The organism is Sphingomonas sp. So64.6b (assembly GCF_014171475.1).
Taxonomy (GTDB): domain Bacteria; phylum Pseudomonadota; class Alphaproteobacteria; order Sphingomonadales; family Sphingomonadaceae; genus Sphingomonas; species Sphingomonas alpina_A.
Genome location: NZ_CP048817.1, coordinates 2,354,252 through 2,369,312 on the forward strand (window position 1 = coordinate 2,354,252; position 15,061 = coordinate 2,369,312).

General features: G+C 62.8%; 11 protein-coding genes. 4 read left to right on the top strand and 7 right to left on the bottom strand.

The window, feature by feature from the left end:
• Positions 1–241 precede the first annotated feature (241 nt).
• The 4 genes from G4G27_RS11220 to G4G27_RS11235 all read left to right on the top strand — a co-directional run bounded on the left by G4G27_RS11220 (position 242) and on the right by G4G27_RS11235 (position 8,251).
• Positions 242–3,322: a TonB-dependent receptor gene (locus G4G27_RS11220; protein ID WP_183113393.1), complete on the top strand. Its 3,081-nt coding sequence runs from the start codon at positions 242–244 to the stop codon at positions 3,320–3,322.
• A 134-nt stretch (positions 3,323–3,456) separates the two neighbouring features.
• Entirely contained in the window at positions 3,457–4,956 is a 1,500-nt protein-coding gene (locus G4G27_RS11225) for a tryptophan halogenase family protein (protein ID WP_183113394.1), read from the top strand.
• A 68-nt stretch (positions 4,957–5,024) separates the two neighbouring features.
• Positions 5,025–6,623, top strand: coding sequence for a beta-xylosidase (locus G4G27_RS11230; protein WP_183113395.1), 1,599 nt, complete (start codon positions 5,025–5,027; stop codon positions 6,621–6,623).
• An 11-nt stretch (positions 6,624–6,634) separates the two neighbouring features.
• Entirely contained in the window at positions 6,635–8,251 is a 1,617-nt protein-coding gene (locus G4G27_RS11235) for a family 43 glycosylhydrolase (RefSeq protein ID WP_183113396.1), read from the top strand.
• Positions 8,252–8,351: 100 nt separating this feature from the next.
• Here the strand turns inward: G4G27_RS11235 and G4G27_RS11240 are convergent, their stop codons facing one another.
• The 7 genes from G4G27_RS11240 to cyoA are packed head-to-tail and all read right to left on the bottom strand — an operon-like array spanning position 8,352 to position 14,972.
• Positions 8,352–8,885 (bottom strand): response regulator transcription factor, encoded by a 534-nt coding sequence (locus G4G27_RS11240; protein WP_183113397.1) that lies wholly within the window; start codon positions 8,883–8,885, stop codon positions 8,352–8,354.
• A 4-nt stretch (positions 8,886–8,889) separates the two neighbouring features.
• Complete coding sequence (locus G4G27_RS11245) at positions 8,890–10,185, bottom strand: ATP-binding protein (protein WP_244624654.1); 1,296 nt, start codon at positions 10,183–10,185, stop codon at positions 8,890–8,892.
• Positions 10,182–10,895 (bottom strand): SURF1 family protein, encoded by a 714-nt coding sequence (locus G4G27_RS11250; RefSeq protein WP_183113398.1) that lies wholly within the window; start codon positions 10,893–10,895, stop codon positions 10,182–10,184. Before G4G27_RS11250 ends, G4G27_RS11245 begins: the two co-directional genes overlap by 4 nt.
• Complete coding sequence (gene cyoD / locus G4G27_RS11255; protein ID WP_183113399.1) at positions 10,895–11,260, bottom strand: cytochrome o ubiquinol oxidase subunit IV; 366 nt, start codon at positions 11,258–11,260, stop codon at positions 10,895–10,897. The genes G4G27_RS11250 and cyoD overlap by 1 nt, the downstream gene beginning before the upstream one ends.
• Entirely contained in the window at positions 11,257–11,883 is a 627-nt protein-coding gene (gene cyoC / locus G4G27_RS11260; RefSeq protein ID WP_183113400.1) for a cytochrome o ubiquinol oxidase subunit III, read from the bottom strand. Before cyoC ends, cyoD begins: the two co-directional genes overlap by 4 nt.
• Positions 11,880–13,889 carry a cytochrome o ubiquinol oxidase subunit I gene (cyoB, locus tag G4G27_RS11265; RefSeq protein WP_183113401.1) on the bottom strand — a complete coding sequence of 670 codons (2,010 nt, stop codon included), beginning with the start codon at positions 13,887–13,889 and terminating at the stop codon, positions 11,880–11,882. The genes cyoC and cyoB overlap by 4 nt, the downstream gene beginning before the upstream one ends.
• Positions 13,890–13,901: 12 nt before the next feature.
• Positions 13,902–14,972 carry a ubiquinol oxidase subunit II gene (gene cyoA, locus G4G27_RS11270; RefSeq protein WP_183113402.1) on the bottom strand — a complete coding sequence of 357 codons (1,071 nt, stop codon included), beginning with the start codon at positions 14,970–14,972 and terminating at the stop codon, positions 13,902–13,904.
• Between the last annotated feature and the right edge of the window lie 89 nt (positions 14,973–15,061).

Consider the following 15,061-nt stretch of genomic DNA (forward strand, 5'->3'; position numbering starts at 1 on the left):
CTCCTGCCGCCGCGATATATGGCGCTTCATGTTAGCGGTCCACATATTGTTGTATATTGCTGTTGCTACCGGTTCGGCCCAATGCTAACAATCTCACGCCTGTTGATTTAGGTGGACAGGCAGCATAAGAGCCGATCCATCGCGTCAAGTTGTGATAGCGCTATCATGACACAGGCGCGGGCAGGATTGCCGGGTAATAAACACCGTCCCTGATTGAGGACGGTTCAGGAGGGGAACTGAAATGAGGGCTGTCACCACTATATCTGCGGGCGTCGCACGCCGGCTTGAAATTCGCGCCCTGCGCACCGGAACATCCGTTGCCGCGCTGGCCATCATCGCCTTGTCCGCTCCCGCCTTTGCGCAGGAACAGGCCGCAGCGAACCAGTCTGCTGACCAGAACATCAACCCCGCCGGGGTCGGCGATACGGAGGGCGATATCGTCGTCACCGGCATTCGTGCCTCGCTCGAAGGTGCTCGCGACCGGAAGCGCAACGCCGAACAGCTCGTCGACTCGATCACGGCACAGGATATTGGCGCGCTTCCCGACCGTTCGGTATCCGAAGCGCTGCAACGCATCCCGGGCATAACGCTCCAGCGCACCAACGAGAATCGCGACCCTGCACGTCTCTCGGCCGAAGGCGGCGGCGTGTTCATCCGCGGCCTTTCCTTCGTTCGTTCCGAGCTCAACGGGCGCGACGTGTTTTCCGCCAATAATGGCCGCGGCCTTTCTTTCGAAGACGTCTCGGCCGATCTTCTCGGCGGCGTTGACGTTTACAAGAACCCCTCGGCGGACCTGGTCGAAGGCGGCATCGGCGGCATCGTCAATTTGCGCACGCGCAAGCCGTTCGACACCAGCGGTTACCTCTTCGCCTTCTCCGGCGACTCGACCTATGGCGACTTGCTCAACAAGAGCTTCCAGTCCGGCAACATACTGGGCAGCGGTCGTTGGAAAACACCGATCGGTGAGATCGGCGTGCTGCTGTCCTACTCGATCGGCAATGTCGGCAATCGGACCGACAGCATCAGCGCCGGACGTTATGATCGCGCCGAGCTCGACAATGCGCAAGACGGTCTTCCCGTTGGGGCGAACGTCTATGTACCCGCCGGCATGGGTTTCCGTCGTATCGACTGGAAGCAACGGCGCACCGCCTTTGACGGATCGATCCAGTGGAAGCCGAGCGACACGCTGCTGATCACCGGTGAAGCGTTGATCTCGAAAGCCACTCCGCAAGACATTGAATATGCGGTGGGCGACTATGATACGCCGAATCCCAACCTTCGAGACAACAATGGCCAGTTGGTGAACACTGGCCTGCGCTACAATGACGACCACGTTCTCGAAGCCGGCACGCTCAACAACCGCAACCTGAACTTCGACACGCGCTCGGGCAAGCAGGTCAAGAAGACTCGCGACTATTCGCTCAATTTGCGCTGGACACCCGACGATCATTGGTCGTTCGGTGCGGATGTACAGTATGTGAAGTCGACGGCACAAGTATACAGCATGACCGCGTTCACCCAGGTGGGTACGCCATCGACGATCAATTTCGATTTCAGCAGCGGCAACCCTTCGCTCACCATTTCTCCGACCGCTGCCAATGGTTCGCTAACCAACCGCAGCCTGTACTGGTGGGCTGCGGCGATGGACCATATCGAGGACAACGAAGCGCATGAATGGGCAGAGCGCGCCGATGTCGAATACACCTTTACCGATAGTGATTTCCTGAAATCGTTTCGGGTCGGCGGACGGGCTACCGATCGCAACGCGATTACGCGCCAGACCGGTTACAACTGGTCGTTGCTGTCAGCCCAATATTGGGGTGGCGGTCCCCAGATCTACCTCGACCAGACCGGCCTCACCGGTCCGAACGGACTTCCTGTTCCAGGCGCGCCGCAGAACCCCGGGCTGCCTAATCAGACCACCTTCCAGCCGTATAATAATTTCTTCCGCGGGAACGTACCATCGATCGGGCCGGGTTTCTGGTTTCCAAGTGCCAGTCTGGTCAGCAATGGCACCGCCAACGCCTATAGCTATTTGCGTGCGACCGAAGCCGCCGGCTGGGGCTGGGCTCCGCTGTCCGGCGATTACTCGCTGGCTGCGCCAGGCGGCGACAATGTCTCCGGCGGCATCAACAACCAGAGTGAAAAGACCTATGCCGGCTATGCGCTGCTGCGCTTCGGTCAGCAGGCCGGCATGCTTGGCCATTTCGATGGTAATATCGGCGTCCGCGTGATCAAGACCGAGACCGGCGCAACCGGATCGGCGCTGCGCGTCGGCAACATCACCAACCCGACCTGCGTCGTTAGTCCCGGAGGTGCGACGCAGGCCGATTGCAACCTGCTCGCCCAAGCCATTGCCTTCACCCAAGGCAATATCGGTGCACTGACGCAGGATTCGAGCGGCAGCTACACCGACACTTTGCCGAGCCTGAACCTGCGTTTCTTCCTGAAGGATAATCTCCAGCTGCGCTTTGCCGCGGCCAAGGCGATCGTCCGTCCGACCTTCGCACAGCTTAATCCGTTCACATCGCTGAGCTTCTCGTTCGATGCGAACGGCATTGCCAACGGCGTCGGCGTCAACGGGCGACGTACAGCGTTCACCGGCACCGCAGGCAATCCCGACCTGAAACCGACCCGGTCGGATCAGTTCGATACCAGCCTGGAATATTATTTCGGGCGGTCGAACAGCCTGACATTCGCTGCCTTCTACAAGCGGATCAGCAATTATATCTTCGCCGGCACGACGCAGCAGACCTATACCAGTAACGGTCAAACCGTCACGTTCGACGTAACCCAGCAGACCAACGGCTCACGCGGCACGATCAAAGGCTTCGAAGTCGGCTACACCCAGTTCTTCGACGGTCTGCCTGGAGCGCTGAGCGGGCTCGGCTTCCAAGGCAACTTCACCTTCGTCGATTCGACCGGCGGCAAGAACACCGCGATCAACGTGTTCGACGCCAATCAGACGAACCAGGCCGCGAAGGCGTTGCCACTTGAAGGCCTGTCGAAATACTCCTTCAACGTAACCGGCATCTATGAGAAATACGGTATCTCGGCACGCCTCGCCTATAACTGGCGATCGACCTATCTGCTGACCACCTCGGCCGCGAACATCAACTTCCCGGTCTGGTCGGAAAGTTATGGCCAGCTCGATGGATCGATCCTCTACGCCGTCGACAAACACTTCAAGATCGGCGTGCAGGGCACCAACCTGCTCAATTCGCGAACATTCCTGGATGTCGGCGATCCGGATCTGAAACCGCGCTATAGCTGGACCGACTCAGACCGCCGCTTCTCGATCCTGGTGCGCGGCGTCTTCTAGGCGCTGCCCATCTCGCGCCCCGGTCCACCCAGGGCCGGGGCGTTTTGCTATCGGCGGAAGCACCACGCGAGAACCGATATTGACGGCGCTCGAAACAAACGATCCTTTAGGCATTCGCTAGTGGGAGAAGCTCCGTGACCGCCACGCAACGCATCGTAATCGTCGGTGGCGGAACTGCCGGATGGATGGCCGCCGCCTTGCTCGCACGGTTCCGCCCTGCCCCTCACGCGCAGATCATTTTGGTCGAGTCCGACGCGATCGGCACGATCGGCGTCGGCGAAGCGACCGTGCCGCTAATCCAGCATTTGAATCAGGTGCTCGGCATCCACGAGCCGGATTTCGTCGCGGCGACACAAGGTACGTTCAAGCTCGGCATCGAATTCGTCGATTGGTGCCGGGTCGGCAACCGCCACTTCCACGGCTTCGGCGATTATGGCGAGGACATTGATGGCGTCCCCCCGCACCATCACTGGCTGCGCCTTCACCAAGCCGGGATGCCCGATCCGATCGAACATTGGTCAATGCCCTGGGCCGCCGCCTCGCGCGACCGGTTCGCGCCGCCGCAGGCGATGAACGGCGCCGCCGCCGCCTTCAAACATGCCTATCATTTCGACGCCGGGCTCTATGCGCAGTTGCTGCGCCGCCATGCCGAGGCCAACGGTGTGACCCGCGTCGAAGGCCGGATCACCGAGGTTCTGCGTAACGGCGAGAGCGGCGACGTAACCGCCCTCAGCCTCGACGGCGGACGCGAGATCGCTGGCGATGTGTTCATCGACTGCTCGGGCTTTGTCAGCTTGTTGCTCGGCCGCACGCTCGGGGTGGATTTCGTCGACTGGACACACTGGCTGCCCTGCGACCGCGCTATGGCGGTCGGGTCGGCCCGCGGCGGGCGCTTCACGCCTTTCACTCGCTCGACCGCGCGCGCAGCCGGTTGGCAATGGCGCATCCCGCTTCAGCATCGCTCCGGCAACGGCATGGTCTATGCAAGCCGCCATTTGTCCGATGACGAGGCCGCGGCGACCCTGCTCGCCAATCTCGACGGCGCACCATTGGGGGCCCCTCGCCCGCTCAAATTCACCACTGGCCGCCGCGCGCGGTTCTGGGAACATAATGTCATCGCGATCGGGCTCGCCGCGGGGTTCATGGAGCCGCTCGAATCGACGAGTATCCAGCTGATCCAGACCGGGTTGGCACGATTGATCGAGCTGCTGCCATCAGGTGTGATCGACCCGGCGATCGCCACCGAATATAATCGCCAGACGATCACTGAATATGAGCGGATCCGGGATTTCCTGATCGCGCATTATTGCCTCACCCAGCGCGACGAGCCGCTATGGCAAGAGTGCCGCGCGATGACGCTGCCTGATACGCTCGCACATAAGCTGGCGACCTGGGACGCATCGGCGCGGGTACCGCTCTATGATCTCGAATCGCATCAGGAACCAAGCTGGGTCGCGATCCTGACCGGCCAGGAGCGTTTACCACGCGGATGGGACGCGACCGCCAGTCAGGCCGATGCGACCCGGCTCGCGGCGCTCTTCGCCGAACGTCGCGACACCCTGGCGCGTGCTGCTGAAACGATGCCGCCTCACGATCGCTTCATTGAACGAACCTGCATGGCCAAGGCTGCATAAGGATTGCTGGATCGCAGGGTAACCGCGTCTGCGCTGCGTTGAGGCAATACTCCATTGAAAGTCGATCGATGACAGCTTCTCACACCCCGGCATCCTGGGTCCGGCACATATTGCTCGCCGGAGCATTCGCGATCGCGGGCCTCGCTCCGGCGGCAACGTTCGCGCAGACGCGCACGATCGATGTTGACCTTGCCCGTGCCGGAGCCCCGCTGGACCAGTCGTTCAAACTTTCGGTGGGATCCGATTTCCCGGGCACGCTCGCTCGCCCGGACAGCTTGGCGCAATTGAAGACCGCAGTGGACGAACTCGGCTTCCGTTATGTCCGCTTCCACGCGCCGTTCCACGACGTGCTCGGCACGGTGAAGCTGCGGGATGGGCGCATCGTTTACGACTGGACTGGACTCGACCAGCTGTTCGACGCGTTGCGAGCGCGCCGTATCAAACCGTTCGTCGAGCTGGGCTTCACGCCCGAGGCGATGGCGACGTCAAAGCAGACGATCTTCTACTGGAAGGGCAACACGTCGCACCCCAAACCGAAGGAATGGGCAGCGCTGGTCGATGCGTTCGTACGGCACATGCAGGCGCGCTACGGCAAGGCCGAGGTGCGGACATGGTTTTTCGAAGTGTGGAACGAACCAAATCTCGACGGCTTCTGGGAGAAGGCGGACAAACAGGCCTATTTCGAATTGTACGAATCCAGCGCCCGGACGATCAAGGCGATCGACCCGGCGCTACGCGTCGGCGGGCCTGCCACTGCGGGCGCGGCGTGGGTGCCCGAATTCCTCGACCGCGCGGCGAAGCGCCGCATCCCGGTCGATTTCGTGACGACGCACACCTATGGCGTCGATGGCGGTTTCCTCGATGAAAGGGGCGAAGACGACAACAAGCTGTCGACCAATCCCGATGCGATCATCGGCGATGTGCGTAAGGTTCGCCAAGAAATCGACGCGACCGGGTTCAAAGGCCTTCCGCTCTACTTTACCGAATGGAGCGCGAGCTACAATCCGCGCGATCCGGTGCACGACAGCTATATCAGCGCCGCTTATATTCTGACCAAGCTGCGCGGGACGCGCGGTCTGGCGCAGGGTATGAGTTACTGGACCTATAGCGACCTGTTCGAAGAGGCCGGGCCACCACCGACGCCGTTCCACGGCGGCTTTGGGCTGATGAATCGTGAGGGAATCCGCAAGCCTGCCTGGTTCGCCTACAAATATCTCAATGCGCTGAGGGGTCGCGAGATCGCCACCCGCGACGCTTCCTCGATCGCGGCGACGGCGGGCGGCAAGACCGGCGTGCTGCTGTGGAACTGGCGACAGCCGGTACAAGGGACCAGCAACCGGCCGTTCTTTACCAGAATATTGCCCGCGACCGACGGCCCGGCGACCACGCTCCGCTTCGCCGGGCTGACGCCGGGCCGCTACCGCGTGACGCTGCACCGCACCGGGTTCCGCGCCAACGACGCGCACACGCGCTATCTGGAAATGGGATCACCAGCGTCGCTCAACGCGAAGCAGCTCGCCGAATTACAGGCGCTGACCCGCGACCTGCCCGAAACCAGCAGTATCGTGCGAGTTGGCCGCGATGGGCGCCATGCACTGGATGTGCCGATGCGAAGCAACGACGTCGTGCTGGCGACGATCGAACCCATCCGCCGCGGCAAGAAATAGGCGAGAAGGAGATGCACCCGACTCGTCGCCAGACCCTCGCTCTCGCGCTTGCCTCCGCCGGCGCTGCGCTGCCACGAGCTGCATCCGCCGCGCCGCAATCCGGCGGGCGCGTCCCCTGCCCCGCGCCCGCCGCGCGCTGGCGCGCAGGGGCAGAAGGTCAGCGGCGCGCCGATCTGGGCGACGGGCGCTATCTCAACCCTGTTCTCGCCGGCGATCATCCCGACCCCACAGTGCTGAAGGATGGCGCGAACTATTACGCCGCTTTCTCATCGTTCCAATATTATCCTGGCGTGCCGATCTGGCACTCGCGCGATCTGGTCAACTGGATGCCTGTCACCGCCGCGCTAACGACCAATATCGGCACCGTATGGGCGCTCGACATCGCGAAACACGGCGATCGCTACTTTATCTACATTCCCGTCCTCGCGCCGGACGGCGACGCCCGCCCATTGCGCACCTATGTCATCCACGCGCAGTCGATGCGCGGGCCGTGGAGCGAGCCGATCGACATGAAGATCGACAACATGATCGATCCCGGTCACGCTATGGGAGAGGACGGCAAGCGCTATCTGTTCTTCAACGGCGGCAAGCGGGTACGCCTCAGCGACGACGGTCTCGCCGCCGCCGGACCGATCGAGCATGTCTATGACGGCTGGCCGATCCCCGAAGACTGGATCATCGAAGGCTTTGCGATGGAAGGGCCGAAGGTCCTGCGCAAGGACGGCTATTTCTACCAGTTCGTGGCGCAGGGCGGCACAGCCGGGCCGCCGACCAGCCACATGGTGGTGGTCGCGCGATCGAAATCGATCAATGGCCCTTGGGAGAATTGCCCGCACAATCCGATTGTCCGCACTGCGCACCATGACGAGCCGTGGTGGTCGCGAGGCCATTCCACTGCCGTGGAAGGGCCCGACGGGCGCTGGTGGCTGGTCTATCACGGCTATGAGAACGGGTTTCGTACGCTCGGACGACAGATGCTGCTGGAACCGATCATATGGACCGCGGACGGCTGGCCGCGAGCGACAGGCGGCGACCTGTCGCGCCCGTTGGCAATGCCAGCGCCCGGCGCCACGCCAAGCGGTCAGATTTTGTCCGGCTTCGGCGCGGATTCGATCGGAAACAAGCTCTCCTTCTATGCCCCGCGGGACAATTATCTGAAGCGGGCGCGGATCGCTGCCGATACCTTGCAGCTGGCGGGTCAAGGCACGAGTCCCACCGATTCCTCACCGCTGCTGTTCGTGGCAGGCGACCGCTCCTACCAGATCGACGTCGAGGTGGAACTTGACGGTGACGTCGAGGCCGGGCTGTTGCTGTTCTACAACGAGAAATTGTTCTGCGGCCTCGGCCTCGGCAAGGATCGCTTCCAGGCTTATCGCATCGGCCAGCGTGAGCGCTGGCCCGAAGGTGCCGTGACAAGCGCTCGTCGCGCTCGCCTGCGGCTCGTCAACGATGAGAATATCGTCACGTTCTTCCACAGCGCCGACGGCCGCAAATGGACAAAGGAGCGATCGTTCGAGGTCGCTGGCTACAACCATAACGTCGCTGATGGCTTCCTGAGTCTGCGGCCCGGCCTGTATGCGGCGGGTGGCGGACGAGCGACATTTCGCAGGCTTAGCTATAGCGCATGACGGCGCGCGGCAGGCGCGGCCGACTCCAGCCCGACCTTTCCGCCACCTTCGAAATGCATGATTGCCCGCTGACCTTCCGCTCACCGATGAGCGATCATCGCTATCGCAGCGGCCGTTTCTCCAGTTTCCGCGCCAGCGTCCGCCGGTGCATGCCGAGCCTGCGCGCGGTCTCCGATACGTTGAAATCGCTCTCGGCCAGCGTCTTGTGGATCCGTTCCCACTCCAGCGTTTTGATCGAGGTCTGCCGTCCGCCGATCGGTGTATCGACATCGCCCCCGATCTTCCCGAATGCAGCCTCCAGATCATCGGTATCGGCCGGCTTGGCGAGATAGGATGTCGCGCCCAGCTTGATCGCCTGGACCGCCGTCGCAATACTGGCATAGCCGGTCAGGACGACGATCACGATATCGGGATCATGGTCGTGCAGCGTCTGCACGCAGGCGAGGCCCGATGCCTGGCCAAGCTTCAGATCGACAACCGCATAGTCCGGCGTTTCGGCGACCAGCAGCTGGTCGAGTTCCGCCGGATCGGCGGCCAGCGCGACACGATAGCCGCGCCGTTCGAATGAGCGCTGCAGCGTGCGGGCAAAGGCCGCATCATCCTCGACCAGGAAGAGCAAGGGCTCGGTCGCCATGATGCTATTCCGTCAGTTCGAGTGCGGAGAGCGGCAAGCGCAGGACCACCTCGGCTCCGCCGTCCCGCCGGTTGCGCGCTTGCACCGTGCCGCCGAGCTTGCGCATCACATTGGTAACAAGGAACAGACCCAGCCCGGCCCCGGCGGTCCGTTTGGTGGAATTATAGGGCGCCCCGATCGCGTCGAGCGTCGCCGCGGCAAAACCGCTGCCGCGATCGGCAACGGTGACGGCGAGGATATCACCATCGCGTGCCAAGTCGACGCGGATTTCGTCGGATGAAGCCTCGGCGGCGTTGTCGAGCAGGTTGAAGAGCATTTGCTGCAGGACGGTGTCGGAAACGATCGGTACATCCGCCCCGAAGGCGTCATCATAGTGCAGCCCGGTAAAGCCACGTGCAGCCTGCCAGTCCGCGACGACCCGGCCGAAAAAGGCGCGTACGCTGGTCACGGTCGAGGCTTCGCCCCGCGCCTCGCCCGCCGCGAGCAGGATGCCTGTCACGATCGCCTTGCAGCGCTGCACCTCAGCCTGCATCTCGCCGAGTTCATTGACGAGATCGGGATCGCCGGCGATGCCGGGCGCTCTGCGCCAATCGCCGAGGATCACCGACAGAGACGAGAGCGGCGTGCCCAGTTCATGCGCCGCGCCCGAGGCAAGCAGGCCGATGCGAACGATATGATCCTCCTCCGCCGCCTGGCGCTGCATCGCGGCGAGATGCGCGTCTCGCGCGCGCAGGTTGCGGTTGATGCGCGTGACGAACATCACCAGCAGCACCGCGACCAGCGCGAAACAGACCCACATACCCTGCACATGGAGCTGGAAAAGCGAGGTGCTGTAATCGCCCGGCAGCACGATCGGCCGGTAGATTATGGTCAGCAGCGCGAAGGCGATGCTGGTCACCACTACCACGACCCAGGTCGATCCCTGCTTGAGCAGCACCGAGCCCAGCACGACCTGAAGCAGGAACAGCGACACGAACGGGTTGGTCGCACCGCCGCTGAAATAGAGCTGCACCGACAGGCACAGCACGTCGAGCAGCAGTGCGACGAGCAAGGCGCGGTTGTCGATCGGCCGACCGGAGCGAAGCCACAGCATGCTGATCGCGTTGAGCAAAGCGAGTCCGGCAAGCACGGCGAGCATCGGCACGATCGGCAGCGCGATGCCGAAGGCGTAATGGGTGAGCAGGATCGTCACGCATTGCCCGGCAATCGCCAGCCAGCGCAGCTGCACCAGCTGCAGCATGTTCTGCGACGCGGTGGCGTCGGCCGGGGCGATCGCCCTTGGGCTGACGAGCGCGGTCATTGCGGCGCCGCGCGGCGATCCGCGCGCAGGAAGATGACAAGGGCACCGGCGACCATCATCGCCAGTACATACCATGTGATCGCGTAGACGAGATGATTGTTCGGAAAGGCGATGATCGTCAGCCCGCCGATCGGACCGCCCGGTGGCGAGGAAGCCGCATCCAGGTCGACGAAATAGGGCGCAACGACACCGAGCCTGCGTGCTGCGGCAATGGCGGCGACGTCGCGCGAATACCAAGCGTCGCGCGCCGGGTCGTTCGAGCGCAGGAAGCCGCCACCCGGCTCTGCGACACGCAGCAGCCCGGTCAGGATGACCGGCCCCAGGGGCGGTGGGGCGGCGGCGCGCGTCGGCACGAAGCCGCGGTTGGCCAGCACGACAAACCCCTGCCCCGTCCGCAACGGCGCCATCACCCACCAGCCCGCGCCATGGACAGTGGCGGCCTGCACCAGCGCCGGCGGTACCGGCAGGAACCGACCGGTGAGTCGGACGCGGCGATATTGTGCGCGCGGGCCATCAATCTCCGGCCAGGCCGTGGGTCCGGGTACGGCGACGGGCGCGGCGTGCACGCGGGCGTCCACCTGCGCGATCAGGTCGCGCTTCCAGGCCAGTCGCTTCACCTGCCAGGTGCCGAGCCCGAGCAGCGGCGCGATGAGCAGCAACGCCACCAGGCCCGCAATAACGCTGCGCGCGGAGGTAGCGCGCGGCGTCATTACATTGAATCCATGGCCTGCGGCATCGGCATCATATTGGCGTTCATATGATACATGACCCAGAGCGACCCGCTCAGCGCGATGCCGACGATCACCACGGTGAAGAGCAGCGCCATCATCGACCAGCCGCCTTCCGCCCGCCGGTTCATGTGCAGGAAGAAGATCATGTGCACGACCATCTGCACAGCGGCAAACACTATGACGATCAGCGCGATCACCGACTTCGAGAACGGCGTGGTCATCACCAGCCAGAACGGGACCGCGGTCAGGATCGCGGCGAGCACGAAGCCGATGACATAGCCCTTGCGGGTACCATGGCTTTCCTCGTCGTCATGTTGGCAATGCGTGTCGGCGGAGGCGCTCATCGCAGCTTTCCCATCAGATAGACGAAGGTGAAGACGCCGATCCAGATGACGTCGAGAAAGTGCCAGAACAGGCTGAGGCACATCAGTCGGCGGCGATTGGCCGGGATCAGCCCCTTCATCCGCACCTGGACCATCAGGGTCACCAGCCAGATCAGCCCGAAGGTGACGTGCAGGCCGTGCGTGCCGACCAGGGTAAAGAAGGATGACAGGAACGCGCTGCGCTGCGGCCCCGCCCCTTCATGGATGAGATGCGCGAATTCGTACATCTCGATGCCGAGAAAGGCGAGACCGAACAGGCCGGTGACCGCCAGCCAGGCTTGAGTCCCCCGCACCTTACCCTCGGTCATCGCCAGCATCGCGAAACCATAGGTGATCGAGGAGAAGAGCAGCATCGTGGTGTTGAGCGCGACCAGCGGCAGGTCGAACAGCTCGCGTGGGCCAGGCCCGCCGGCATAGCTCGCGCCGAGCACGCCGTACGTCGCGAACAGCATCGCGAAGATCAGGCAGTCGCTCATCAGATAGATCCAGAAGCCGAGCATGGTGCTCGACCCTTCCGGATGATCATGTTCGTCGACTAGATAGAAGGCGTCGCGGCCCGGCGTGTCGGTCAGAGTCGCGCTCATGCTGCCGCTCCCGCCGCGAGCAATCGCGTGCGCTTGTCCTCGGTCGCGATCACCTCCTCCACCGGAATGTGGAAATCGCGGCAATAGTTGAAGGTGTGGCCGATCGAGACAGCGAGGATCGCGACGAAGCTGAGCGCCGCCAGCCACCAGACATACCAGATCATGCCGATCGAGAAGGTCACGCTGAGCGCAGCGATGATCACGCCGGTGCCGGTGTTGCTCGGCATATGGATCGATTTGAACCCTTGGGTCGGGCGCACATAACCGCGCTGCTTCATGTCCGCCCAGGCATCGCCATTATGCACCACCGGCGAGAAAGCGAAATTATAGTCGGGCGGCGGCGATGAGGTCGCCCATTCGAGCGTGCGGCCATTCCACGGATCACCGCTATCGTCACGCAGCTTCTCGCGGTCGCGGATGCTGACATAGAATTGCACCAGCATCGCGCCGATGCCGATCGCGACCAGCACCGCGCCGAATGCGGCGATGCCGAACCAGATCTGCAGGCTCGGGTCCTCGAAGGTGCGCAGGCGGCGCGTCACGCCCATCAGGCCGAGGATATAGAGCGGCATGAAGGCGAAATAGAAACCGAGCACCCAGAACCAGAAGGACACTTTCCCCCAGAATTCGTTGAGCCGGAAGCCGAACGCCTTGGGGAACCAGTAATTGATCCCGGCGAACAGACCGAACAGCACGCCGCCGATGATCACATTGTGGAAATGCGCGACGAGGAACAGCGAGTTGTGCAGCACGAAATCGGCCGGCGGCACGGCGAGCAGCACGCCGGTCATGCCGCCGATGACGAAGGTGATCATGAACGCGATCGTCCACATCATCGGCAGCTCGAAGCGGATGCGACCGCGGTACATGGTGAACAGCCAGTTGAAGATCTTCGCGCCCGTAGGGATCGAGATCACCATCGTGGTGATGCCGAAGAAGGAATTGACGCTGGCGCCCGACCCCATGGTGAAGAAATGGTGCAGCCACACGACATAGGCGAGCAAGGTGATCACCGCGGTGGCATAGACCATCGAGGTATAGCCGAAGAGCCGCTTGCCCGAGAAGGTCGAGGTCACTTCGCTGAAGATGCCGAACGCGGGCAGGATCAGGATGTAGACCTCCGGATGGCCCCAGATCCAGATCAGGTTCACATACATCATCGGGTTGCCGCCAAGCGTGTTGGTGAAGAACGCCGTATCAGCATAGCGGTCGAGCGAGAGCAGCCCGAGCACTGCGGTGAGCACCGGGAAGGCCGCGACGATCAGGATATTGGTGCACAAGGCGGTCCAGCAGAAGATCGGCATGCGCATCATGGTCATGCCCGGCGCGCGCATCTTCACGATCGTCGCGATGAGATTAACGCCAGAGAGCAACGTGCCAACGCCGGCGATCTGCAGCGACCAGATATAATAATCGACCCCAACCCCGGGGCTGTAGCTGATCCCCGATAGCGGCGGCATGGCGAGCCAGCCGGTCTGCGCGAATTCGCCGACGAACAGGCTCATCATCACCGTGATCGCGCCCGCCGCAGTCATCCAGAAGCTGAAATTGTTGAGGAACGGGAAGGACACGTCGCGCGCGCCGATCTGCAGCGGCACGACATAGTTCATCAATCCCGTGACCAGCGGCATCGCCACAAAGAAGATCATAATCACGCCGTGCGCGGTGAAGATCTGATCATAATGATGCGCGTTGAGATAGCCTTCCGACCCGTTGAACGCCATCACCTGCTGCAGCCGCATCATGATCGCGTCGGCAAAGCCGCGCAGCAGCATGACCAGCCCGAGGATCATGTACATGATGCCGATGCGCTTGTGGTCGACGGTGGTGAACCATTCGCGCCACAAATAACCCCAGAGCTTGAAGTAGGTCAGCGCGCCAAGCAGCGCGATGCCGCCCAGCGCAACCCCGGCAAAGGTCGCGACGACGATCGGTTCGTGCAGCGGCAGCGATTCCAGCGTGAACCGACCGAAGATCGGGCTGACGGAAGAGGATGAGATCTGCATCGGAATGGCCAATTAGAGGGCAGGCTGCTTGGGCGGCACCGCGTCGGACGGCGCACCGTGCGAGCGGTGATCGACATGCGAAGGGTCAGCCGGCGGCGGGCTGCCCGGCGCAGCGGTGGTCAGCGGGGATTCGGGCTCTTTCGCCGACGGGGCCATATGGTCCATCCCCGCCATGCCGGCGTCCTTCATCATAATGTCGGCCATGCACGGCGTGCCGGGCTTGACGCATTGCCCGACCGCCGCGTCGAATAGGCCGGGCGCGACAGTGGCGAAGCGCATCACCGGCACTTTCTCGGTTGGCTTTTCGAGCTGCAGGTAGCTTGCGCGGCTGAGTTCGTTACCGGCCGCCTTGTTGCGTGCGACCCAGGCCGCAAAGTCCGCATCGCTCAGCCCGTGGAAGCGGAAGCGCATGCCGGAAAAGCCTGCGCCGCTATAGTTGGACGAGAAGCCCTCATAGTCGCCGGCCTTGTTGATCACGGCGTGGAGCTTGGTCTCCATCGACGGCATGGTGTAGATCATGCCGGCAAGCGTCGGCACGTAGAAGGCGTTCATCACTGAAGATGAGGTGAGCCGGAACATGATCGGCCGATCGACCGGCGCGGCAAGTTCATTGACCGTCGCGATGCCATATTCGGGATAGATGAAGAGCCATTTCCAGTCGAGCGAGACGACCTGCACCTCAAGCGGCTTGACGTTCGGCGCAACCTTGCGACCCGGCGCGATGCGCTCGATCGGGCGATAGGGATCAAGCAAATGCGTGCCGGTCCAGGTCACCGCGCCAAGGCAGATGATGATCAGCAGTGGTGCTGCCCAGATGACCAGTTCGAGCTCGGTCGAATGATCCCAGTCGGGCTCGTAGCGCGCCTCCTTGTTCGACGCGCGGTAGCGCCAGGCGAACAGCCCGACCAAGGCAAGTACCGGCACGACGATGAGCAGCATCAGCACCGTGGCGATGATCACCAGGTTGCGCTGCTGAACCGCGACATCGCCCATCGGGTTCATCACGACCCAGTTGCACCCGCCGAGCAGCAGGAGCGCGGCGGTCGCGGCAGACAGGCGGACGATGCGGGAAAGCTTTGGCATGCTCGCCCGCTACGCCTTCGCGCTGCAGCGCAACATTGGACATTTTGTCCAATCCCCAAAACGATCGGATGAGCGCATAAGAGTGCCTG

Excerpts from the sequence above, each read along its gene's own strand:
- G4G27_RS11220 (WP_183113393.1), top strand. The coding sequence starts at position 242 with ATGAGGGCTGTCACCACTATATCTGCGGGCGTCGCACGCCGGCTTGAA.
- G4G27_RS11230 (WP_183113395.1), top strand. The coding sequence starts at position 5,025 with ATGACAGCTTCTCACACCCCGGCATCCTGGGTCCGGCACATATTGCTC.
- G4G27_RS11235 (WP_183113396.1), top strand. The coding sequence starts at position 6,635 with ATGCACCCGACTCGTCGCCAGACCCTCGCTCTCGCGCTTGCCTCCGCC.
- G4G27_RS11240 (WP_183113397.1), bottom strand. The coding sequence starts at position 8,885 with ATGGCGACCGAGCCCTTGCTCTTCCTGGTCGAGGATGATGCGGCCTTT.
- G4G27_RS11245 (WP_244624654.1), bottom strand. The coding sequence starts at position 10,185 with ATGACCGCGCTCGTCAGCCCAAGGGCGATCGCCCCGGCCGACGCCACC.
- G4G27_RS11250 (WP_183113398.1), bottom strand. The coding sequence starts at position 10,895 with ATGACGCCGCGCGCTACCTCCGCGCGCAGCGTTATTGCGGGCCTGGTG.
- cyoD (WP_183113399.1), bottom strand. The coding sequence starts at position 11,260 with ATGAGCGCCTCCGCCGACACGCATTGCCAACATGACGACGAGGAAAGC.
- cyoC (WP_183113400.1), bottom strand. The coding sequence starts at position 11,883 with ATGAGCGCGACTCTGACCGACACGCCGGGCCGCGACGCCTTCTATCTA.
- cyoB (WP_183113401.1), bottom strand. The coding sequence starts at position 13,889 with ATGCAGATCTCATCCTCTTCCGTCAGCCCGATCTTCGGTCGGTTCACG.
- cyoA (WP_183113402.1), bottom strand. The coding sequence starts at position 14,972 with ATGCCAAAGCTTTCCCGCATCGTCCGCCTGTCTGCCGCGACCGCCGCG.